Annotated in this window: 17 protein-coding genes; 7 read left to right on the top strand and 10 right to left on the bottom strand. The window is 67.7% G+C overall.

Annotated features, from left to right (window positions below; all coding sequences use genetic code 11):
* Positions 1 to 187: 187 nt before the first annotated feature.
* Both eccCa and eccB read right to left on the bottom strand, forming a co-directional pair.
* Positions 188 to 4,372, bottom strand: coding sequence for a type VII secretion protein EccCa (gene eccCa, locus AWC14_RS20790; protein WP_057003239.1), 4,185 nt, complete (start codon positions 4,370 to 4,372; stop codon positions 188 to 190).
* A complete protein-coding gene (gene eccB / locus AWC14_RS20785) occupies positions 4,369 to 5,889 on the bottom strand; it encodes a type VII secretion protein EccB (RefSeq protein WP_045379699.1) in 1,521 nt (506 codons plus the stop codon). The genes eccCa and eccB overlap by 4 nt, the downstream gene beginning before the upstream one ends.
* 239 nt (positions 5,890 to 6,128) lie before the next feature.
* On the opposite strand from eccB, the gene malQ reads away from it, so the two are divergent.
* Genes malQ through AWC14_RS20770 form a run of 3 tightly spaced genes read left to right on the top strand, consistent with a single transcriptional unit; the run spans position 6,129 to position 9,609 of the window.
* Entirely contained in the window at positions 6,129 to 8,258 is a 2,130-nt protein-coding gene (gene malQ, locus AWC14_RS20780) for a 4-alpha-glucanotransferase (protein WP_045379697.1), read from the top strand.
* A gap of 11 nt (positions 8,259 to 8,269) precedes the next feature.
* Positions 8,270 to 9,151 (top strand): LLM class F420-dependent oxidoreductase, encoded by an 882-nt coding sequence (locus tag AWC14_RS20775; protein WP_045379694.1) that lies wholly within the window; start codon positions 8,270 to 8,272, stop codon positions 9,149 to 9,151.
* On the top strand, positions 9,148 to 9,609 hold the full coding sequence (locus AWC14_RS20770) for a nuclear transport factor 2 family protein (RefSeq protein ID WP_045379691.1): 462 nt from the start codon (positions 9,148 to 9,150) through the stop codon (positions 9,607 to 9,609). The genes AWC14_RS20775 and AWC14_RS20770 overlap by 4 nt, the downstream gene beginning before the upstream one ends.
* On the opposite strand, the gene AWC14_RS20765 is transcribed toward AWC14_RS20770, so the two are convergent.
* Positions 9,606 to 10,760, bottom strand: a complete 1,155-nt coding sequence (locus AWC14_RS20765) for a glycosyltransferase (RefSeq protein WP_057003240.1) — start codon at positions 10,758 to 10,760, stop codon at positions 9,606 to 9,608. The two genes, AWC14_RS20770 and AWC14_RS20765, sit on opposite strands and share 4 nt — an antisense overlap.
* Positions 10,761 to 11,329: 569 nt before the next feature.
* Here AWC14_RS20765 and AWC14_RS20760 point away from each other — a divergent pair.
* Positions 11,330 to 13,060: a molybdopterin-dependent oxidoreductase gene (locus AWC14_RS20760; protein ID WP_057003254.1), complete on the top strand. Its 1,731-nt coding sequence runs from the start codon at positions 11,330 to 11,332 to the stop codon at positions 13,058 to 13,060.
* Positions 13,061 to 13,069: 9 nt separating this feature from the next.
* Here the strand turns inward: AWC14_RS20760 and AWC14_RS20755 are convergent, their stop codons facing one another.
* Genes AWC14_RS20755 through AWC14_RS20745 form a run of 3 tightly spaced genes read right to left on the bottom strand, consistent with a single transcriptional unit; the run spans position 13,070 to position 15,252 of the window.
* On the bottom strand, positions 13,070 to 14,374 hold the full coding sequence (locus tag AWC14_RS20755; protein WP_045378839.1) for an NAD(P)/FAD-dependent oxidoreductase: 1,305 nt from the start codon (positions 14,372 to 14,374) through the stop codon (positions 13,070 to 13,072).
* A gap of 27 nt (positions 14,375 to 14,401) precedes the next feature.
* Positions 14,402 to 14,911, bottom strand: a complete 510-nt coding sequence (locus AWC14_RS20750; RefSeq protein WP_249026340.1) for a maleylpyruvate isomerase mycothiol-dependent enzyme family protein — start codon at positions 14,909 to 14,911, stop codon at positions 14,402 to 14,404.
* Entirely contained in the window at positions 14,809 to 15,252 is a 444-nt protein-coding gene (locus AWC14_RS20745; RefSeq protein ID WP_085241429.1) for a hypothetical protein, read from the bottom strand. The genes AWC14_RS20750 and AWC14_RS20745 overlap by 103 nt, the downstream gene beginning before the upstream one ends.
* Positions 15,253 to 15,325: 73 nt before the next feature.
* On the opposite strand from AWC14_RS20745, the gene AWC14_RS20740 reads away from it, so the two are divergent.
* Positions 15,326 to 15,934, top strand: coding sequence for a TetR/AcrR family transcriptional regulator (locus AWC14_RS20740; RefSeq protein WP_045378836.1), 609 nt, complete (start codon positions 15,326 to 15,328; stop codon positions 15,932 to 15,934).
* A gap of 3 nt (positions 15,935 to 15,937) precedes the next feature.
* Here the strand turns inward: AWC14_RS20740 and AWC14_RS20735 are convergent, their stop codons facing one another.
* From AWC14_RS20735 to AWC14_RS20725, 3 genes are read right to left on the bottom strand one after another with little or no spacing between them, the layout of a single operon-like run.
* The gene (locus tag AWC14_RS20735) at positions 15,938 to 17,398 is read right to left on the bottom strand and encodes an aminotransferase class I/II-fold pyridoxal phosphate-dependent enzyme (RefSeq protein ID WP_045378833.1); all 1,461 of its coding nucleotides are present in this window, start codon (positions 17,396 to 17,398) and stop codon (positions 15,938 to 15,940) included.
* Between the two features lie 27 nt (positions 17,399 to 17,425).
* Positions 17,426 to 17,854: a type II toxin-antitoxin system Rv0910 family toxin gene (locus AWC14_RS20730; protein WP_045378830.1), complete on the bottom strand. Its 429-nt coding sequence runs from the start codon at positions 17,852 to 17,854 to the stop codon at positions 17,426 to 17,428.
* 40 nt (positions 17,855 to 17,894) lie between these two features.
* Positions 17,895 to 18,458 (bottom strand): hypothetical protein, encoded by a 564-nt coding sequence (locus tag AWC14_RS20725; protein WP_045378827.1) that lies wholly within the window; start codon positions 18,456 to 18,458, stop codon positions 17,895 to 17,897.
* A 104-nt stretch (positions 18,459 to 18,562) separates the two neighbouring features.
* Between AWC14_RS20725 and AWC14_RS20720 the strand changes: the two genes are divergently transcribed.
* Positions 18,563 to 19,573, top strand: a complete 1,011-nt coding sequence (locus AWC14_RS20720; protein ID WP_045378825.1) for a DNA topoisomerase IB — start codon at positions 18,563 to 18,565, stop codon at positions 19,571 to 19,573.
* A 20-nt stretch (positions 19,574 to 19,593) separates the two neighbouring features.
* Here AWC14_RS20720 and AWC14_RS20715 read toward each other — a convergent pair whose 3' ends face one another.
* Positions 19,594 to 19,935, bottom strand: a complete 342-nt coding sequence (locus tag AWC14_RS20715; protein ID WP_045378822.1) for a hypothetical protein — start codon at positions 19,933 to 19,935, stop codon at positions 19,594 to 19,596.
* 135 nt (positions 19,936 to 20,070) lie between these two features.
* On the opposite strand from AWC14_RS20715, the gene AWC14_RS20710 reads away from it, so the two are divergent.
* Positions 20,071 to 21,534 carry a DUF4407 domain-containing protein gene (locus AWC14_RS20710; RefSeq protein WP_045378819.1) on the top strand — a complete coding sequence of 488 codons (1,464 nt, stop codon included), beginning with the start codon at positions 20,071 to 20,073 and terminating at the stop codon, positions 21,532 to 21,534.
* Positions 21,535 to 21,670 lie beyond the last annotated feature (136 nt).

The following is a 21,670-nucleotide window of genomic DNA, read 5'->3' as shown; positions in this document are numbered from 1 at the left end:
TGACAACCGCACCTGGCAACCCGAATCACCCCCGATCACCAAGTCGGCGGCTTGACATCTTCATTGAGAGTCCTTTCACCACTACCCCATCGGTCACTGTTTAGCGACGTTAACGAGGCAGGGTGAGCCGGCCACAAGTGCCAGCTGTGCGTTGGCTATGAGGTGGCTCTGAGGGCGGCGGAGCCGCTTACCGACGCAGGTCGGTGGCCGCCACCTGGACGAACACCCCGGTGTCCTCGGCCATCAGCAGGCCCCGGCCGCGAGGCAGCGGGCCGCCCTTCATCTTGCCGCGGATGAAGCCCTCGTCGGGGTCGGCGTCCATCACCAGCAAGGGCGCGTTCGCCTGGTGCAGCGCCCGCAGCATCGGGTCGCTGCCCGCCGACGACCAGCCGCCGAAGGTGCGGGTGATGATCACGTGCAAGCCGACATCGGCCGCCCTGGTCACCCACGGCGCCGCCTTGTGCAGCGGAGAATCGAAGCCCGGCGGGAGCTGCTGCACGTCGTCGATGATCAGGAAGATCTCCGGCCCGCTCCACCACGAGTGCGACAGCAGCTCCTCGGCGGACAGCCCGGGCGGCGGCTCGCGGCGCGCCAGCGCGGCGGCCAGCTGGTCCATCATCGCGGCGACCCCGTCGAGGTTGTACGCGAAATTCTCGACGTAGTCGGAGCCCAGCGTGGTCAGCAGCTGACGACGCGGGTCGACCAGCCACACCTGCGCGGAGGGCCGCGACGTGGGCGGCGCGGTACTGGCGCCGGGTGCGTAGATCCGCCCGATCTCGCGCATGATCGTGGCCAGCGTGGTGGTGCGACCACATTCGCGACGTCCGGTCACCATCAGGTGCGCGTTGTCGTCGAAGTTGAGGTAGACCGGCTGCAGATCCAATTCCGATACAGCCCAAGCGATTCCGCCCGCGCCGACGCCCTGGCGGCGGTCGGCCGCGGCCAGTGCCTGCAGCTGCTCGAGCTCGAAACGCGCCGGCAGGCGGCGCACCGGACGGGTCCGGCCGACCGCTATCTGGCTGACCGCTGCGGCCACGCTGTCCGACTCAAACACCGAGTCGGACGTGGTGCCGAGCGCGGGCCTGGCGATCAGCGTGTGCAGACCGGACTGCGGATCGCTGTCCAACCGCACGTAGTTCACCGCTACCATGCCGCGGCCCGGCTTGACCGGGACGTCCTTGGCGAACCGGGACCGCACCAGCTTGGCGTCCTCCACCGCGGCCAGCCGCAGCTCCACCCGCGAGCCGAATCCGCTGCGGACCGGCGGCCGCAGCTCCGATTCCCGGTCGGCGGTGACGATCACGTGCACACCGAACGACGGGCCCTGGTTGATGATCTGGTTGACCTGCTCGATCAGGACCTCGTTCTCTTCGGCCAGCGCCCGGTAGTTGTCGATCACCAGGTACACGTCGCCGAAGCCGTCATCGGGCACGGGGCCCGGCTCGCCGGCGAACTTGCGCCGCCGGAACATCTCCATCGACGCGATTCCGTGCTCGAGGAAGCTGCGCTTGCGGTCACGCACCAACGCCAGCATCTCGGCGACCGTGCGCCGCACCCCGTAGGGGTCGGTGGGCCCGACGACCTCGCCGACGTGGGGCAGTCCGGCCACAGTCGTCAGCGCGGTGCTGCTGTAGGCCAGGCAGTAGAACTGCACCTGCTCGGGCGTGTGGGTCAGCGCGGCCGAGCAGATCAGTGTCTGCAGCGCGGTGGTCTTGCCGGACCCGCCGGCGCCCAGGACCAGCACGTTGGCGCCGGCCCCGGAGGTGTCCACCGTCCACGGCGGCTGGTCGTGCTTGTACGGCCGGTCGATGATCCCGATCGGGAACACCAGATTGCGAGCGCTGCCGTAGTTCTGCTGCCAGGGCCGGCCCAGGAAGCGGTTCACCAACTCGTCGATCGCCACCGGCTCGTCCAGAGGCGGGTGCCACAACCGGTACGGCTCAAACGGGATCTGGCGCAGCCGGTCGATGATCACGGTGCCGACCTTCGGCGTCCTGATCGCCTCTTCTTCCTCGTCGTCGACGTCGCCGTCGACATCGAGGTCGCGGTCGTCGGCGTCGATGATCACTTCGCCGTTGGTGATCTCGCGCTGCTCGTCGAGATCCGCGCCGCCCACGCTGACTTCCAGTGGCGTGAACGCGGTGGTAAAGAGTTGCGGGCGAATGTAATCGACGTTGTGCACCACGGGCGCCTGGCCGTCCTCGTCGAGCGATACGCCGCGGCGGTAGTCGCGCCACAGGAACTCGGCCTGGAAGCGGATGATCTCGTCGCCGCTCTTTCGGAAATAGCCGAGACCGGCCTGAGCCGGCAGATTGACCGCGTTGGGCACGCCGGCGGCCTGCGCCGCGCCGGCGGTGCGCGCTTTCAGCACCAACCGATAACCCATGTTCTCCATGAGCTTTTCGGCCCGGCTCTCGATGGTCTGCGAGGCCATCATCAGGTGGATCCAGTAGGCGCGGCCCTGCCGGCCGATCGAGTCGAGGACGTCGACCGCGGTCGGCATGATCCGGAACCACTCGTAGAACTCGTCGATGACGACCACCAGCATCGGCAGCGGCGGCATGTCCTGGCCGCGTGCGCGCAGCCGGGCGCGCATCTCGTTGTACTCCTTGGCGTCGTCGACACCGGCGTTGTCGCAAATCGCCTTGCGCCGGGCGATTTCGCCCCACAGGGCGTCCAGGAAGCGCTCCATCAGCGCCTGGTCTTCTTCCAGGTCGGTGATGATCCGCGACACGTGCGGCACCCCGGCGAACGGCTTGACGGCCGAGCCACCCTTGAGGTCGGCGAGCACGAATTGCAGTTCGTCTGGCGGATGGGCCAGCATCAGCGACTCGAGCACGGTGCGCACCAGCGTCGACTTACCCGAACCCGTCGTTCCGGACATCACGCCGTGCGGGCCGTCGCCGCCCTCGTCGAGCGACTTCATGTCCAGGAACAACAATTCGCCGTTGTCGGAGCGGTTACCGAATGGCACCCGCAACCGCGACCGGCGCATCGAATCGCCGCGACCGTTCCACAGCGTGTTGAAATCGATCGACGCGGGATCCTCGATCCCGTAGTAGGACAAGATGTCTCGCGCACCGATGTGCGCTACTCGCTGCCCGATCTCTTCGTAGGCCTCGGCGAGCCGCCACTGCGCCATGCGCAGCGAGAACTGTTCGGCCTCGGCTTCGGTCAGCTGATCGGCCAGCGCGAAGAACCACTTGTTGTCGTCGATCACCATCCAGGTGTCGCGGTCGCGCGGCAGCGCCTCGATCACCCCGGTTTTGTCGAAGGTCAGCACCCGCTCGGGGACGGCGGTCCACAGGGCTGAACCGGTCAGGTCGAAGAACGTCACACCGTCGACGCCGCCGGTGCTGACCACGTATTCCCACTGCGGATCCTCGATGTCGCAGATGACCACGTGGTGCGGGGTGGGCGTCTCGGCCGACGAGCTGGCGTGCCGCGGCGTGAACGACCCACGGCCAGCGAACAATTCGGCCTGGTCGGCGGCGAACTCGCGGACCGACCCGTACACCATCCGCGCGTTGCCCGCGGCGTCGCGGCGGCGCGGATCACCGAAGTGTGGCAGCCACTTGACCCAATCCCATTGCGCCACATTGGAAGTGACGACGATCATCTGGACGTGGTCGGGTCCGTGCGAGAACGCCAGCTGGCAGATGATCGCTCGCATCAGGCCCAGCGCCTGCTCGCGCTGGCCCACCAGGGAATACCACGGCTCGACGAGCAGGGACAACATTTTGGGCAGGTTGTAGACGACGCTTTGGTAGCGGCCGAACTCCTGCAGGGCCTTGCCCGTGACCGGCTCCAGTTCGATGTCGGTCGGCATGTTCTGCGGCTCGCCCCAGGTCACCTCGGGCCGGGTCATTCCGACGCCGACGCGGGCGACCCCGAAGTTGAGGTCCTTGCCGTCGGGCTTGCGCTCCCACATGCGCGGCGAGCCCACCGCGGCCGACAGGGTCGTCGGTTCCGGGTGGTACCACCGGTAGTTGGCGTCCATGGAATCGGCTGATTCCTGGGCGGTTTCGCGCAGCATGTCCAGCATCAGCATGAACTGGGCGCGCATCGCGTCCAGTTTCGGCCGGCTCATCTGCTGCTGGCCGCCGAAGCGCCCGCCGAACATCATCATCGCGACACCGCCGATCATGAAGATCGGGAAGATCGCGCCGGCACCAAGGAACATCCGCGAGCCGCTGGCGACAGTCATGCCGACCATGCCGACCAGCAGGCCGACCACCAGCACGCCGACGACCACCAGCCACCACGGCTTGCCCTCGGGGGGTGGAACACTCAGCGGCGTCGGAAGGACGATGTTTTCCGGCTTGACTACCGGCGCCCGCTCCGGTGTGGGCCGCGCAAAGCCACGTTTCACTTGGGTACCGCCAATTCTGCAGGGTTCATGTCGGTCGGAAGGGTGTCATGGCGCACCAACGCGTCAGCTCGTGACAGCGTCGGGCCCGGTGCCAGCAGCCGCAACGCCACCCACGGCGCTGGGCTCGGCGTCGAAGTCAGGCCCAGCGCGGTGCGGGCGTCGCGGGTGTTGTCGACGCCGAACCGCACACCCGAATCCGAAAGCCACCACAGCGATTCCGTCGTCGACGCACCGGGGTCATTGCCGGTGACGGCGACGAAGTTCGCAAAGTTGGGGCCGAAGTAGACCCGGTCGGCTTCCCGGCCGGAATTGTCGGCCTTCACCAGCGACACCACCTTTTTGGTGTCGGACTGGGCCACCGGGATGGTGGGACCGGACACCACCTCGGTGCGCGCCCGCTCCTCACCGGCGGTCTTCTCCCACCACCAGCAGGTCGCCGGGTTGTCGCGAATGTCGACCACCTTCAGCGGGCCGTCGGGATAGGCCGACAGATCCAGACCGGTGACCACCGGCATTTTCGCCAGCGCAGGCGGCGCCACCGTCACCAGGTGAGCGCCCGGGGTGGCGCCGGCGTTCTGCAGGATCTGGGCCACCACGGGTGTGACGGTCTGCACGCCGTCCATCAGCACCACCGAATATTGTTGCGGCCCACTGATTTGCGGTGTCACGAACACCGTTCCCACTGGACCGGGGGCGCCCGGAAAATTGGCCGGACTACCGGCGTCGGGCACCTTCGGCACCGTCAGCTCGGGGCCCACCGGCAAAGCGTCGTAGAGCGCGCGGCTCATCGGGCGGGCCTGGGTGACTTGTTCCGGCGTGATGCCGAGCGGCAGCAGCACGGCCCGGTTGCCCGCGTCGATGCGCGACCGGCGACCTTCCCTGATCACCCAGGTGTCGTTGCCGTAACGCAGTACCACTGCGTCCGATCCGCTCAGCACTCGCCGGTGATTCGACAGGTCAGGGGTGCCGTCGATCACCGTGACTGTCACCGGGGACGGCGCCCCCGCCCCTGCCGTCGAGGTGACCGCGTCACACACCAGCCACGATGACGACGCGGGAGTGGTCGGCGAGAACGACGACGGCGCCCCGGGGATACCGACCATGGGGCCGTGCGGTTGCTCGGCGATCTGGCTTGAGCGCACCTTGTGCGGGTTGTCGGCGCGGCCGGCGATCAGCCGGGCCGATGCCAGGTTCAGCGCCGGATACAGGGTGTCGCCAACCCGGACGTACAGCGCGCCGGAATCGCGGTCGGCGATGATCGGCGACTCGTTCAGCTGACCGGAGGGGTTGAGGAACGACCACAGCAGGGCGCCCAGGCAGATCACCGCCGCTGCGGACACCGACGCAACCACGGCCAGCGTCTGGCGCCGGCCCGGTTCGATCTCCATCCGGACGCGCCAGCGCGTCAACGCCATCGCGGTCCGTCGTGCCAAGAACTGGTAGCCGGTTACCTGGGTGCGCGTCGACAGCCCGAGGCCGTACCCCGAGCCGCGCTGGCCGCCCTGCTCAGACGGCACGGTGGATCACGGCCCGAACCGGCGGAACGCTTGCAAAGTGCTGATCGCCACTATTCACATCGATAACCGTAGGGCACCCTCACCGACCTCGCCACGCGAGCAGCGATGTCGTGGCCCCTCCCGATCGTGGCCTGCACCACAATGTCATCACTTGCCATCTGTCCTGCTGGAATCCTCAAGCCTTCATTGGAATGGTAGCGACGCGGAGCAAAGTCGGCTCGTCTTGCAAGACTGGCTGCATGACGTCCACTGCCCCGTCGTTGACCGAACTTGCCGATCGGCTGGGGATCGCCACCGACTACGAGGACTGGACCGGTCGGCGGGTGCCCGTCCCGGACAGCACCGTGGTGGCGGTCCTCGCCGCGTTCGGGGTGGCCGCGGGTACCGAGTCGGAACGTGCCGCCGCGCGGGCCGCCCTCGACCGCGCGTACTGGGCGCGTCCGCTGCCCGCCACCGTCGTCGGCCGCGCGGGCGCGCAGACCCGATTCTGGGCCCATGTGACCCACGGTCATCCCGCCGAGGTGTGGGTGCAGCTCGAGGACGGAACGCGGCGCCGCGGGGTGCGGCAGGTCGACAACTTCACCGGACCGTTCGACCTCGACGGCCGCCTGGTCGGCGAGGCCAGCTTCGAGCTGCCCACCGACCTGCCGCTGGGCTACCACCGCCTGCATCTGCGGTCCGGCGACCAGAAGGCCGACACCGCGCTGATCGTCACGCCCGACTGGCTGGGACTGCCGGAGCGGCTCGGCGCTCGCCGCACCTGGGGCCTGGCGGCACAGTTATATAGCGTGCGATCGGCGCGGTCGTGGGGTGTCGGCGACCTGACCGACCTCACCGACCTCGCGGTCTGGTCGGCGTCGCGGCACGGCGCCGGCTACCTGTTGGTCAACCCGCTACATGCGGCCACCCCGACCAAGCCGATGGAACCGTCGCCGTATCTGCCGACGTCGCGGCGCTTCGTCAACCCGCTGTATCTGCGGGTCGAGGCGATCCCGGAGTTCGCGTATCTACCCAAACGCGGCCGGGTTCGGCGGCTGCGTGACCGGGCCCGCGACCGCGCGGCCACCTCCGACTCCATCGACCGCGACACCGCGTGGGCGGCCAAGCGCAAGGCACTGCAACTCGTCTACCGGGTTCCGCGTTCGGCGGGCCGGCAACTGGCCTTTGCGGCGTTCTGCGCGCGCGAGGGCACCGCCCTCGACGACTTCGCCACCTGGTGTGCGCTGGCCGAGGAGTACGGCGGTGACTGGCGTCAATGGCCGGAATCGCTGCAGCACCCGGGCGCGCCCGGCGTAGCCGATTTCGTCGCCGAGCACGCTGCGGAGGTGGACTTCCATCGCTGGCTGCAATGGCAGCTCGACGAGCAGCTGGCCACCGCCCAGTCACGGGCGGTGGCGGCCGGCATGTCGCTGGGCATCATGGCCGACCTGGCCGTTGGCGTGCATCCCAGCGGCGCAGACGCCTGGGCGCTGCAGGACGCGCTGGCGCTGGGTGTGACGGCCGGCGCGCCACCGGACGAGTTCAACCAGCTCGGCCAGGACTGGTCGCAGCCGCCGTGGCGCCCGGACCGGCTCGACGAGCAGGAGTACCAGCCGTTCCGGGCGCTGATCCGCGCCGTCCTGCGGCACGCCGGCGGGGTGCGCATCGACCACATCATCGGACTCTTCCGGTTGTGGTGGATCCCCGACGGTTCGCCACCCACACACGGCACTTATGTGCGCTACGACCACGAGGCGATGGTCGGCATCGTCGCGCTGGAGGCCCATCGCGCCGGAGCCGTGGTGGTCGGTGAGGATCTCGGCACGGTCGAGCCGTGGGTGCGTGACTATCTGCGGGCGCGCGGCGTGCTGGGCACCTCGATTCTGTGGTTCGAGCGCGACCGCGACGGTGACGGCGGTCCGCTGCCGGCCGAGCGCTGGCGGGAGTACTGCCTGTCGTCGGTCACCACGCACGACCTGCCGCCGACCGCGGGGTATCTGGCCGGTGAGCATGTGCGGCTTCGGGATTCGCTGGGGCTGCTGACCCGGCCGGTCGACGAGGAACTTGCCGCCGCCCAGGCCGATCGGGAGGCGTGGCTGGCCGAGCTGCGCCGGGTCGGGCTGCTGGGCCGGCACGCCGACCTCGACGAAACGGTGGTGGCGCTGCACGAGTACCTGGGCCGTACGCCGTCGCGGCTGCTGGGTCTGGCGCTGACCGACGCGGTCGGCGACCACCGCACCCAAAACCAGCCGGGGACCACCGACGAGTACCCCAATTGGCGGGTCCCGCTGTCCGGTCCGGACGGTCGGCCGGTGCTGCTCGAGGACGTCTTCACCGACCCGCGTGCCGCCCGGCTGGCCGAGACGCTGCACGCCCAGACGGCCGGTTAACCTCACGGGTGATGAAAGTCGCGGTGGTCGCCCCGGTCGGCGCCGGTGTCACCGGCGATCCCGCGTGGATGGCGGCGTTTGCGCGGCATCTGGAGGTCTGCGGCTTCGAGTCGATCGTGGTCGTCGAGCACACCGTGCTGGCGACCCGCTACGACAGTGTCTACCCCTACGACAGCTCGGGCCGGGTGGAACTCGCGGCGGACTGCCCGGTCCCCGATCCGCTTGACCTGCTGGCGTTCTTGGCTGGTCACACCGAGCGGCTCGGTCTGGCCACCGGGGTTCTGGTGCTGCCCAATCACCATCCGGTCGTGCTGGCCAAGCGGGCGGCCACCGTCGACGTGCTGTCGGGCGGGCGGCTGCGGTTGTGCGTCGGTGTCGGTTGGCTGCGTGAAGAAATCGAAGCCTGCGGAACCGAATTCGGCAGCCGGGGCCGGCGGGCCGACGAGCAGTTGGCGGTGCTGCGGGCGCTGTGGGACGACCGAGCGCACGGGGTCAGCCACCATGGCGAGTTCTTCCACTTCGACGACATCACTTGCTATCCGAAACCCGTTGCAGGCGCCGGCCTTCCAGTGCACATCGGCGGGCACAGCGCCGCGGCGGCCCGACGGGCCGGGCGCCTCGGCGACGGTTTTCAGCCGTTGGGGGTCGCCGGCTCCGGGCTGAGCGCACTGCTGTCGCTGATGCGCGACGAGGCCTTGGCCGCGGGCCGCGACCCTGACCGCCTGGAGGTGTCATTGGGCCACTCGGTCAGCAAGATCGACGCCGAACGCGCGGACAGGCTGCTCGAGCAGGGCGCCGACCGGATCGTGTTGGCCATGCCGCCGATCACCGACATCGAGCAGGCCAAAGACGCATTGTCAGCCTGCGCACAACGTCTGTCGCTGGCGCCATGACGCTCACCGCGAGCGAGCGCGCGGCACTGTCCGATCTGGTGCACCGATACGCCGCCGACGTCGATGATCGCCAATTCGACGCTGTTGCAGCACTTTTCACTGAAACAGCCCAACTTGCGGTGCCCGACCCGCCGGCCTCGCTGGAACCGGTTCAGCGCCACAGCGGTCGGGCCGCCATCGCAGCGGCGATCGCCAGGGTCGCCGTCACCGTGCGCACCGAGCACGCGATCGTCGGCGAGGTCTACGACGAGGGCGCGCGACCCGACACCGCGCTCGGCCGCATTACCTGCATCGCGCACCATTGGAGCCGCGATGCGGACCGGATCACCGACGTCGTCTGGCACCTGCGCTACGACGACGAGTATCTGCGCGCCGACGGCGGCTGGCGGATCAACCGGCGTGAGCTGACGATCAACGCGATCGAAACCCGGCCGGTGCGACGCGTACGGTCGCGCTAATCCATACGGCCACGGCGGGCGGTGTCTTCCAGCAGATCGGCTGCCAGAGCGGCGCTTTCGGCGGGTTTAGTCAGCTGGGCGGCGACCTCGCGGGCGCGGGCGAGGCATTGCGGCGTCAGGAGCGATTCCATGTCCGCCACCAGAGATTCCAGCGTGGTATCCGAAAACTGGTGTCCTGAACCGATTTTCAGGCGAGTAACCACGTCTGCCCAGAGCGGCTGATCCAGCCAGCGCCAGAGGATCAACGTGGGGACCCCGGCCCGCATGCCCGCGGCGGTGGTCCCGGCACCGCCATGATGGACGACCGCTCGGCACGCCGGCAGGACGGCCGCGTGGTTCACTGTGTCGGCGACCTTGACGTGGTCGAACTGCGGAATGTCGCCGAATTCGCTTGCGCCAGAGCAAATCAACGCTCGCTCACCCAGCTGCGCGCATGCCTCGCCGATCACGGCGATCGTGTCAGCCACAGATGCCAGCCGAACGCTGCTGCCGAAGCCGAAGTAGACCGGTGGTGTTGCCGCGCCGATCCACGCCAAGACCTCGTCGTCGGCATCGGTAGGCAACTCCAGCGTCAACGCGCCGACGAAAGGCCGTCGGGTATTGCCTTTCGCCCATTCGGCCGCCAGGTCGGGAAAGCACAGCTCGTCGTAGGCCTGGATCTCCAGCGTTGGGCCCCGCACCACCTGCTCCGCAGGCAATCCCAGGGCCCGGCGTTGAGCCTCGTCCACCTGTGCTGTCACGTTCTCGAACGGCGATCCGGGCGCCGACACCGGCGCCGGGAAGAAGTGCAGCGCGGCCAGCGGAATGCCGTAACGCTCCGCGACGTTGGCGGCCAGTCCCTGCTCGCTGGTGCCCGTCAACAGCAGGTCGGCACTCTGTGCCAGCTGCGTGAGTGTCGCGGCCGATGCCGCCAGAGCCTGGCTGACGTGGTCCATTAGCTCGCCGATCATGCTGAGCGGATTTTGGGCGTGGCGAGGCTGTGGGTTCGGCCCGTAGGCCACTCCGGCAAGCCCGGCCGACTCGACGATCCCGAGCATGTGTGGCGGGGCGGCCATGCACACGTCGTGGCCGCGACGCAGTAGCTCGCGCCCCACCGCGGCGAACGGCTCGACGTCGCCGCGGCTTCCGTAGCTTGCCAACGCAAATTTCATTTCGCAGGACCTCACTCGCGCGCCGTCCGGCGTGACGTTAGTTGCCCGGCGGCCAACGTGCCGGGTGGGCTTGCGTGACGCCGTGCGTAGTGGCGCGCGCAGTGTGACGAATCTCACTGCCGTTGCCGGTCCTGGCTCGTGGGCGGGGCTGGTGCTGACCACCTGTGTGTGCTAAGAGCCCAGCGCCAGAACGTTTTCGGCGGCCACCAACGATTAGGCACCACCGACAGGCAGCCGAGCCGATCGGCTTTCGGCCGGCGCAACCGCGCGAACAAATGGGCGTCCTAACCGTATATTCGGAATAGCAGGCTAAAAATATCCGCATATGCGACTCAATTCGGGGCGCCGCGTTTGCACCACTCTCCAGACGCGGCTATGAGCAGGGAATTCACGGCCAGTGTTTCCCTGATGTTTACCGCGGTAACAATGGCGTTTCGTGTATGTTCGGCCGCGTGACGACCACGGACGCTAATGGCCCCGAGGGGCGCATCGATTTGGCCGAGACCGACGTCGTACCGACAGACTCCACCCACCATGTCGACTTTCCCGCCGAGGTCGTCGACGTGGAAATGGAGCTGGAGCAGGGCTACCGCACCGAGGTGCACAAGGCCCACGACGTCGTCGATGTGGAGAACTACGGCGGCGGATTCGACCTCACCCGGCGGGCCACTGCGCCGAAACTGCGGGTGGGCCGCGACAAGTGGTTCAATCTGCTCTGGCTGATTCCAATCGGCTTCGCGCTGCTGGTCGCCGGGGTGGCGATCGGCAAGGGCCTCTACAACACGCCCGCTGTGCGGGACTTCGTCGGGCGATACCCCGGTTCTGACCCGTCCGGTGTCATCCCCGGCATGCCGGCCTGGGTCGGCTGGACCCACTTCTTCAACCTGTTCATGATGATGTTCATCATCCGGACGGGCATCCAGATCCTCTGCGATCACCCGCGGTTGTACTTCAGCCGCAACTCCACGCCCGGCAAGGACGAGTGGCTGCGGGTCGGCCCGCCAGTCCCAGACGACGAGTACTGGACCGCCAACGCCGACACCGTCGCACTGCCCCGGCATTTCGGGCTGCCCGGCTTCCGCCACTCGATCGGGCTGGCCCGCTGGTGGCATCTCGGTGTGGACGTGCTGTGGCTGCTCAACGGCGCGGTGTTCTACGTGCTGCTGTTCACCACCGGGCAGTGGCGGCACATCGTGCCGACCAGTTGGGACGTCTTCCCCAACGCCGCGTCGGTGGCCATCCAGTACCTGTCGCTGCACTGGCCGACCGACAACGGGTGGGAGGCCTACAACGGCATGCAGTTGCTGGCGTACTTCACCACCGTCTTCATCGCCGCGCCGGCGGCGCTGATCACCGGCCTGGGCATGTCGCCGGCGCTTTCGCAGCGCCTCACCATCATCAGCAAGCGGCTGAATATCCAGATCGCCCGCTCGCTGCACTTCGTGGTGCTGGTCTACTTCCTGTTCTTCATCCTCGTGCACGTCACGCTGGTGTTCGCCACCGACGCGCTGCGCAACCTCAACCACATGTTCGCGGCCCGCGACGACAACAGTTGGGCCGGCTTCCTGGTGTTCACCGTTGCGATGCTGGTGACGGCGGTCGCCTGGGTGTGGGCCACGCCGTTCACCATCCGGCACCCGCGCGTGGTGCAGCGGGTCGGATACGCGTTGATCGGCCCCTTCCAGCGGCTGCTGGAAAACCTCAACCCGAAGCCAGGCGCTTTCACCGAAGAAGACATCTCGCCGCACCACTGGCGCAACGGCCGGTTGCCGGAGACCGTCGAGTACAAGGAATTGGAGAAGAACGACTTCCGGGATTGGCGGCTCAAGGTTTACGGGCTCGTCGAGAACCCGATGGAGTTCTCGCTCGACGATTTGAAGGCTCTGCCCTACCACGACCAGATCACCCAGCACTTCTGCATCCAGGCCTGGTCGGGTGTCGCCAAATGGGGTGGCGTGCAAATGAAGACGCTGATGGAGATCGTCAAACCGCTGCCTCAGGCCAAGTGGGTGGTGTTCTACTCGATGGGCCTGGGCGCCACCGGTGGGATCTACTACAACGCGCATCCCATCGACCAAATGTGGCACCACATGTCGATGCTGGCCTACAACATGAACGACCAGCCGCTGCCCTACATGCACGGTAAGCCGCTGCGCTTGCGCAACGAGTTGCAGCACGGCTTCAAGCAAGTCAAGTGGATCAAGGGCATCGAGTTCGTCGAGCACTACTCCGAAATCGGCAGCGGCTACGGCGGTTACAGCGAAGACCACAAGTACTTCGGTCGCCACCAGACGCTGTAAAGGCACGCCTCAGTCGGTCTTCGGCAGCGGAATCCCTTCGCTGGTGGAGAACTCGGCGTCGCTTTGCGTCGACAATCCCATCGACACCAGCGTGCGGGCGAAGAACATGTCGGTCACGTAGGCCAGCGACACCGCCCACCGGTTGACGAATCGCGGTATGGCGTAGAGGTGATACGACCGGGTGACGAACTTCGCCGGGTATCCGGACAGGTGCACGCCCAGCGGATTGGCGACTGCGGAGCGCGGCCCGAGATCGACCACCAGGCCCATGTTCCGGTGCTTGTACTGCTTCGGCTTGCCGTAGCCGAGGCTGGCGGCGACGTTGTTGGCCAGCACCTTGCCCTGACGGATCGCGTGCTGGGCGGTCGGCGGGGTGATCTTCCCCGGCTGGGTCACATCGGGAACGGCGGCGGCGTCGCCGGCGGCGAAGACGTCGGGATGGTCGGGGACCTGTAGGTCGGTCTGCACCTTCAAGCGGCCCTTTTCCGTTGGCAGGCCGAGTGTCTCGATGAGCGGCGCAGCCGTCACCCCGGTTACCCAGGCGACGGTGCGGGTGTTGACCCGCGAGCCGTCGCTCAGCACCACGTAGTCGGGATGCACCTCTCGCAGCGTCACGCCCAGCCGGACGTCGACACCGCGGCGCCGAAGCACGCGCATTGCCTTGTCGCCCAGCTTTTCTCCGACTTCGGGCATCACCTGTTCCGCCAGGTCGAGAAGCAGAAACTTGACGTCGCCGGATTCAAAATCCATGTGCTTGGCGGCGGCGTCGGCCAGCGCGCGCAGCTGTGCGGTGAGCTCGGTTCCGGAGTACGACGCCCCGACGACGACGATCGTGCGCCGCGCCTGTGCGCTTTCGTGGTCAGACTCCAGACAGGACAGCTCGAGTTGCTCGAGGACGTGGTCGCGGAGGTACAGCGCTTCCGCGATGGACTTCAAACCCCTTGCGTACGTGGCTAGTCCGGGGATGTCGAATAGCCGGGTGACCGATCCCGGGGTGAGCACCAGCCGATCCCAGGACAGCTCACTGGCGCGCTGCTCGAGGTCGGTGAAGGTGAGGGTGTGCCGGTCCAGGTCGACACTTTCGACGCGGCCCCGCACCTTGCGCACACCATGCAGCGTGCCGGCCAGCGGGATCGTGACGAACCGGGCGTCGACCACACCTCCCGCCACGTCGGGCAGCAACGGTGTGTAGAGCATGTAGTCGACCGGCGAAACGATCGTGATGTCGACATCGCGTCTGCCCACCTTGCGGGCCAGTCGGCGCGCGCACTCGAAACCGGTGAAGCCACTACCCACGATCACGACGGACGTCATTGTCCCCAGGGTAGCGACCCCGTCCGGTTACGGGCTGGCCAGCAGAGTGGCGAACTTGGCCGCCAGCCAGGGCTTGCGGCCGCCGGCGACCAGCTTGCCGCGGATGATTTGCGGCCACTGCGCCACCCGGCCGAAGCCGAGCAGCAGGAACGTGACCGGGTCGGCGGTGATGACGCAGTCCGCCTTGCCGCCTGCCGCGGAAACGACGGCGCTGCCGTCGTCGACGGCGATCCGATACCGGCCGCCGCCGCGCATCCGCAGTTCGAAGCTGACGTGCATGTCGCGAGTTCGCGACTGCCGCAGGTAGTTCGGCGCCAACGCCAGCGCGGCGGGCACCACCCGCAAGGCATCCTCGCGGCTGATCGTCCATGGTCTGCCGGTGGCCCGCGCGATGTCCAGCCCGTGCACCAACTGCTCGCCCAGCAACAAACACGTCATGAACGACGGTTCCAGGACGAGGCTGTCGGCGGTGACGATCGGGGTGTGGTCCACGGCAGCCGCGGCTCCCAGGTAGTGCTCGGCCGTTTCGTGCAGCATGTCGGCCAGCCGACGTGGGTCACGTTCGGCGACATCGACGAGGTGGCGGTCGTTGACCGCGTCCGCAACTTGGCCGGCGACCCGGCCGGGATCGCGTCGCCGTCGACGTCGCCGCGCAGCTGGCGGGTCAGCGCTTCGGCGTATTCACGCATATCGCCGACCACATGCGCCGCGGTCTCGGCGGCGGTCCACCTCAGCCCAGGCACGCGCGCGCCGGGATTGTCGATACCGCGCCACAACTCGACGCCGCGGGCGACCGCGGCGGCCAAGGCGGCTCTGGTGTCTGCGTCGGCGCGCCGCACCTCGTCGACGGGCCCGGCGAGAACAGGCGCTGGTTTCATCCGAAAACCTCCATCCATAGTGAGATAGTGTCACTATGTCACATAGTTGTACTATGTCAATAGGCTGATCAGCATGCCGGAAGCGACGCCGCCGTCGTCGCTGCGCGCCCAACAGGTTGCGCAGACGCGCGACGCGCTGGTTCGCGCGGGTCGGGAGCTGTTCGGCAAGAACGGTTTTCGCGAAACGTCGGTGCAAGACCTGGCGCGCGCTGCCGGTGTCACCACTGGCGCGCTCTACCACCACTTCCCCACCAAGACCGCGCTGTTCGAGGCCGTTTTCGAGCAAGCACACACCGAGCTGATCACGGCGGCCGTGGAGGCGGCCCAGGACGCGTCCGCCGACCTCGACGAGCTCGCGCGCGGCTTCGAGGCATTCCTGGACGCGGTGCTGGAACCGGAATTGCAGCGCATCCTGATTCTCGACGGACCCGCGGTGCTGGGGCTGGCCCGCTACACCGAACTCGATGAGCGCTACGCCTTCGCGGTCATCGTCGAGGCGCTGCGGGCCGCCACCGAGGCCGGCACGTTGCGGGTCGACGATCCCGAGACGGTCACCCGGCTGCTGCTCGGCGCGCTGACGCGCGGTGCGATGCTGATCGCGAACTCTGCAGACCCCGTCCGGACGCGGCATGCGGTCGCACAATCCATGCGCGCACTGCTGAACGGCTTTGCCCCACAGTGAGACTCACGCCACGACGCGGATCTGCTCCAACCGCGGGTCCGCACAGTCGGGCAACGGCATGCCGGCCTCCATTCCCGTCCGCAGGAATTCGATAACGGCGTCGTTGAGCCGTTCGCCGGGCACCACAACGGGAATGCCGGGCGGATACGGCGTGATCTGCTCCGCGGCGATCCGGCCCGCTGCCTTCTGCGCGGCGACCAACTCGGTGGGACCGAAGAACGCATCCCGCGGAAGCATCACGTTCTCCAGCTGCAGCTCGTCCGGCGTCGGCAGCCGCACCTGTGGCGGCCGGTCGAACGAGTCGGCCGCTTCTCGCCAGGCCGCCAGTGCATCGACCAGACGGTCGACGCTGCGTCGATCGTCGGCAAAGGACAAGGTCGCCAAGACGCGGCGGTGGTCGGCCAGCCCCACGTCGAGGTAGCGGTGCTCGCGCAGCCAGTCACGGGCCTGATACCCCGACGTGCCTGTCGCCGACACGTCCAGCAGCACTTGCAGGCGGTCCAGGTCGTGCGACGCTTCCACGCCGAGCAGCTCGTCCTCGAGAACCACCACGTCGGGGATCCGGCTGAGCCGGTCGCGCACCTCGGCGGCCAAATCCAATGCGGCACCGAGTAATTCGCGTCCGTGCTGCACCATCTGCCGTCGCCAGCCGTCCAATGCGGCGTAGATCAGCACGTTGGGACTCGTCGTCATCAACTGGTCCGCGCACGCCGAAAGCCGGTCGGGGTCAACCAAATCCCCTTGCACGTGGTAGACCGAACCCTGCTCGAAGCCGGCCCCCATCTTGTGCACGCTGACCACGCAGACGTCGGCGCCGGCGTCCATCGCCCAGGTCGGCAGGTCCGGATGGAACGGCAGATGCGCGCCCCACGCCTCGTCGACGATCAACGGCTTGCCTCGCTCGTGGCAGATCTCCGCGATCTTCGCGATGTCCGCGCAGGTGCCGTACGGGGACGGGCTGACGATCAACGCGCCCGCGGCGTCGGGATACTGCTCCCACGCGCCGGCGACCCGCTCCGGTGACGGCGGGTGAGAAAGATGGCGTTCGGCGTCCCATCGCGGGGTGATCCAGCGCGGCTGGATACCGGAAAAGATCAACCCGCCGACGATCGACTTGTGGCTGTCCCGGGGCACCAGCAGACCGCCGTCGGAGCCGCCGGCCACCGCCATCATCGCCGCCCTGACCGACAGCGAGCTGCCACATGTCGAGAAGAACGCCGACGACGCCCCGACGGCGTCCGCCATCAGCTCCTCGGCGTCGGCCAGATGGCCGCCGGACGAGCGCCAGTCGTCCAGCCCGCCGCTGGCCAGCACGTCGTCCCGGAACGGGTCGCGGCCCAGAACCGCCACTACCCGCTGGTCGGCGCCGCGACCCTGACGGTGGCCGGGCGGGCTGAATCCATATCGGTCGAGCCGGTGATAGTCGGCCAAAGCAACCAACAGCGGCGCCCGGCTATGGTCCATTACGCTGGCTTACCCCAACGGCGACGTTTACTGCAATGCGGCCAGGTTGTCGATCGACCGGCGCACGTCGGACTTGAGCACCCGCGCCACCAGCCGGCCGATCGGGCCGTTGAGCAGCCCGCCCTTGAGCTCGGCGCTCAACTGAAAGGTGGACCCCGGATCGTTGTCACGGACCGACATCGTCACCGCGATCCGGATCCCGCCCCGGCCGCGGCCATTCAGCTCGATCTCGTGCGGCTCGTCGAAGTGGGTGACCGTCCAATGCACGATGTTGCGAAAGCCCTTGACCTTGATGCACGACGACACGCAGGTGCCTTCCTCGATGCGCGACGGGACGGGGCTTCGCCAGCCGGCGAAGATCGTCATCCACTCGTCGAACCGGCTCAGATCCGAGGCCAGCTTCCACGCCGACTCCGGCTCGAGCTCCGACGACGTCGAAACCTCTACGCGTGCCACGCGGTGTCCATACCCGTCATCGGATCCGGTTAACCGGGCGTCAGATCCCCTTCCAGGCTTCGTCGAGCTGGGCCGCCACGTCGATGACCTGCGCGGCCTGCGATTGCGGCGAATCGATCTCGTCGGCGACGTACTTGGCGATGAACCGCCGGATCTCGCCGTCGACACCGGCGATGACCCGTAATACCTCGCCGCGGATGGTGTTTGACGAGACATGCACGGTGATGTCCGACGCCCGCGGCTTGGCGACGTCGACGATCAGCAGCAGCGGTTCGGCGGCTCGCGCCGTGGCGCGCAACGCGATGTCGCCGTCGACCAGGAAGCGCTGCTTGTCCAGCCGGAGGTCGACGAGCAGGTCGATCGCCAGCGGGATGTGGATATCGAAGGTGATCGCGTCGCCCACGCTGCGTCTGATCTGCGGATCCTGGATCTTGACCTTGGCGCTGACCTTGGCGATTTTGCCCGGCCCCTGACCGATCGGAGCCATCTCGAACTCGTCGCCCGCAATCTGGGCGAACGCCGCGCCGACGCGCTCCTCGGTGACAGCCACTTCGAAGAATCGCCGGCCGAAGTCCTCGTAGGTCATGTAGTCGAAGGTCTGCATAAGTTGATACCGTCTCACGTCCTGTTCTGAGCCGACGGCTGATCCCGCTGTGTCGGCTTGAGCCTGGTGTTATCCGACTTCGGCGCGGGTAAACCGGTGCCGACATGAGACTGCGCAAAAGCACTGTGGGCGGGCCTGGCTACCGCCGGGTCCGCCGCGGTCGCGGCTTTGCCTACATCGACGAACAGCGCGAGCCGGTCGACGACCCCGAGGCGCTGGCCCGGATCCAGGCGCTGGTGATACCGCCGGCCTGGAAGAACGTGTGGATCTGCGCGCATCCCAACGGTCACATCCAGGCGGTCGGCACGGACGCCGCCGGCCGGCGCCAGTACCTCTACCACGAGCAGTGGCGGGCTGAGCGGGCCGAAGAGAAATACGAGCGGGCGCTGAGCCTGGCGAAACGGCTGCCCGACTGGCGCACGCGGGTCCTCGCCGATCTGCGGGGCCGTGGGTTGCAACGCGACCGTGTCCTCGCAGTCGCCCAGCACCTGATCGATCGCGGCTACTTCCGTGCCGGCGGGGAAGAATACGCCCAGGAGAACGGCAGCTTCGGACTGGCGACGCTGCTGCGTGACCATGTGCGGGTGCACCGCGACTGCGTGGAATTCGACTACCCGGCCAAAAGCGGTGTGCGACGGACGGTTTCGCTGGAGGATCCATTGGTGATCCGGGCGGTACGGTCGTTGCTGCGCGCCGACACCGACATTCCCCGTCTGCTGGTCTACCGCACGTCCGACGGCTGGAGTGAGGTGCACGCCGACGACCTCAACACACGGTTCCGCGAGTTGGTCGGCGACGAATTCAGCGTCAAAGACCTGCGAACGTGGCACGGCACCGTGTTGGCGGCCGAGGCGTTCGCAAACGCGCGGGAGCCGACGTCGAAGACCGCGCGCCGTCGCGAGGAGGCTGCCGTGATGCGTTCGGTTGCCGAGGAATTGGGCAACACGCCGGCGGTTGCCCGCAGTTCGTACGTGGATCCGCGGGTCGTGACGGCCTACGAGCAGGGCATCACGATCGCTCCGGCTTTGCGCCGCGCCGAGCGCGAACGCACGCCGTTGGGCCGTCAGCACGTGCTGGAGAAGGCCACTGCCCGCGTGATCAAACGAGTGGCCTGAAGTCGTTGCGCCGCAACGGCCTACAACGAATCAGCTGAGCGGCCTCCGCGCACAAAGAATGCGGCGGCGACGGCGATCGCGCCGATCACCGCCACCGGGATGGTCCATGACCGACGGCTGGAAAGCGCCGACTGGCATTCGGCCACATAGTCGGTGTGCGGCACGACCTGGTTGAGGATCGGGATGCTCGCCACCGACTTGTTGTTCGCGGATTCGGCGCTCTTGGTGTCGCTGATCAGCGCGTTCCCGCAGCCGATGTTGCCGCCGTTCTGGTCGGACACCGACACCGGCACCAGCAGCCCGATGATGCCGACGACCAGAACTACCGCCCCAATTGCCAGAACCAGCCGTCGTACCGTCACAACGTGCTCCTTTGCCCGCGCTTATGTCAGCGCATAACTACCACCCCGGATGAGCGGCTAAACCAGTGTGAACCACATCACAGCCCGGCGCTTCAATTCGGCGTGTCCGGCCGCAGCCTGGAACCCTGAGACATCATGTGCGCCCGCAAGACATCCGAACCGCATCTGGCCGCCGTGCTGACTTGGCTCGGCGGTGGCCAGTGGAATGAGCTCGGCGAACGGCACGAACGATCTGCCCACGCGGTGGCCGGCGTGGTGGTGTTGCTCAACGCCGCGCTGACCTGGCTGGTCGCCACGCTCGCGGTCGCAGGATCGACCCGTTGGCCGGTCCCGGCCGTGCTGCCGCTGACGCTGGTGTTCGGGCTGCTCGTCGGCGCCGTCAGCCGCGCGGTCGCGAGCGGCCCGTCGCGCGGTGGCCTGATCGGACGCGCAGCGGTGGCGGTAGCGGTCGGCGTCGTCGTGGGCGAACTGGCCGCTCTCGTCATGTTCGCCGGCGCGATCGACCGGCGTCTGGACGAACAGGCCGCCCGTCACGCCGAGTCCGCCCCCGCGGTGGCGCAGTCGGCGGCCGAGCTTCACCGGCTTCGTGACGTCCGCAGCGGGCTCGACCAGGCCGTGGCCGAAGCGCGCACACGGCGCGACGAAGCGCTTGTGGTCGCCCGCTGCGAGTATCACCCGACCCCGGCTTGCCCGCAGACCCACATCACCGGTGTGCCCGGCGTCGGCCCCGAAACCCGCACCGCCAACGAGCTTCTCGCCGACGCGCAGCAGGAGCTGGACAACGCCGTCGCCGCGCGCCAGCAGCAGGCCGGGCCGCTGGATACTCAAATCGCCGATAGCGCAGCCCAATTCGCGCAGGCTCGCCAGGCGGCAAGCGCCGACGCCGATCGCGGGTTCGGTGCACGCTGGCTGGCGTTAGGAGAACTCTGCGCGGCCAACCCCGCCGCACTGCTGTTGCGGGTGATCACCGCCGGGTTCTTCGTGCTGCTGAATCTGTTGCCGCTGATCCTTCGGATGTGGCCTGGCGAGACGAGCCACGATCGCCACGCGGCCGCTCGCGTGGAGCGTGACCGCGCCGAGGTGGCGGCCGACACCGCGATCGCGGTCAAGCGTGCCGAGGTGCGGGCGGCTGCCGAAACCCTGTGGGCCGAGCAGCAACTCGCACAGGCGCGACTGGCGATCGAAGCTCTCGAAGCACCCGCACCCACTCCGGAATTGCCGCCAGGCGACGAAACCGACTCGCAGACAGCGAATCTGCCGGCACCCGCGCCGGCCGCATCACCGGTTCCCCTCATCCCTGGAGTCACCAAGGCCGCTGCCCGGTGGCTCGGCCCGCTGGTGCCGACGATCGTGACCCGGGCGATCGACACCACAACCCGGCCGCTTCGCACCGCCCGTCAGGTGCTCGAGGAGTTCGAGGAGATCACCTTCTCGCTCAAGCGCACTCGCAGGGTGGTCATCCACGAGGCCGGCCAGCCACCCGGATCGGCCGTGGTGGACAACGGCCCGCGCAACATCAAGGCTGAGCGTGTGGGAACCGATGCAAGGGCCCAACTTCGAACCGCCGATACCCCACCGCAATTGCCGTCCGCGGACTAATCTCCGGCACGAAATAAGGTGATCTGCATTACTTCTCCATCGCGAAAACGAAACGGCAAGCGTACGTTTGTATTACACGTACATGGAATATCAGTCTGAAAAACCGTATTTACCTAGGTTTTTGAGACGGTATATG

The organism is Mycobacterium kyorinense, from assembly GCF_002101735.1.
In the GTDB taxonomy this organism is placed as follows: Bacteria; Actinomycetota; Actinomycetes; order Mycobacteriales; family Mycobacteriaceae; genus Mycobacterium; species Mycobacterium kyorinense.
The sequence above is the reverse complement of the archived record's forward strand: the minus strand, read 5'-3'. Positions and strand labels throughout refer to the sequence as shown.

Excerpts from the sequence above, each read along its gene's own strand:
- AWC14_RS20765 (WP_057003240.1), bottom strand. The coding sequence starts at position 10,760 with ATGAAATTTGCGTTGGCAAGCTACGGAAGCCGCGGCGACGTCGAGCCG.
- malQ (WP_045379697.1), top strand. The coding sequence starts at position 6,129 with ATGACGTCCACTGCCCCGTCGTTGACCGAACTTGCCGATCGGCTGGGG.
- AWC14_RS20770 (WP_045379691.1), top strand. The coding sequence starts at position 9,148 with ATGACGCTCACCGCGAGCGAGCGCGCGGCACTGTCCGATCTGGTGCAC.
- AWC14_RS20750 (WP_249026340.1), bottom strand. The coding sequence starts at position 14,911 with ATGCTGCACGAAACGGCCGAGCACTACCTGGGAGCCGCGGCTGCCGTG.
- AWC14_RS20710 (WP_045378819.1), top strand. The coding sequence starts at position 20,071 with ATGTGCGCCCGCAAGACATCCGAACCGCATCTGGCCGCCGTGCTGACT.
- AWC14_RS20740 (WP_045378836.1), top strand. The coding sequence starts at position 15,326 with ATGCCGGAAGCGACGCCGCCGTCGTCGCTGCGCGCCCAACAGGTTGCG.
- AWC14_RS20725 (WP_045378827.1), bottom strand. The coding sequence starts at position 18,458 with ATGCAGACCTTCGACTACATGACCTACGAGGACTTCGGCCGGCGATTC.
- AWC14_RS20735 (WP_045378833.1), bottom strand. The coding sequence starts at position 17,398 with ATGGACCATAGCCGGGCGCCGCTGTTGGTTGCTTTGGCCGACTATCAC.
- AWC14_RS20755 (WP_045378839.1), bottom strand. The coding sequence starts at position 14,374 with ATGACGTCCGTCGTGATCGTGGGTAGTGGCTTCACCGGTTTCGAGTGC.
- AWC14_RS20745 (WP_085241429.1), bottom strand. The coding sequence starts at position 15,252 with ATGAAACCAGCGCCTGTTCTCGCCGGGCCCGTCGACGAGGTGCGGCGC.
- AWC14_RS20760 (WP_057003254.1), top strand. The coding sequence starts at position 11,330 with ATGGAGCTGGAGCAGGGCTACCGCACCGAGGTGCACAAGGCCCACGAC.
- AWC14_RS20775 (WP_045379694.1), top strand. The coding sequence starts at position 8,270 with ATGAAAGTCGCGGTGGTCGCCCCGGTCGGCGCCGGTGTCACCGGCGAT.
- AWC14_RS20720 (WP_045378825.1), top strand. The coding sequence starts at position 18,563 with ATGAGACTGCGCAAAAGCACTGTGGGCGGGCCTGGCTACCGCCGGGTC.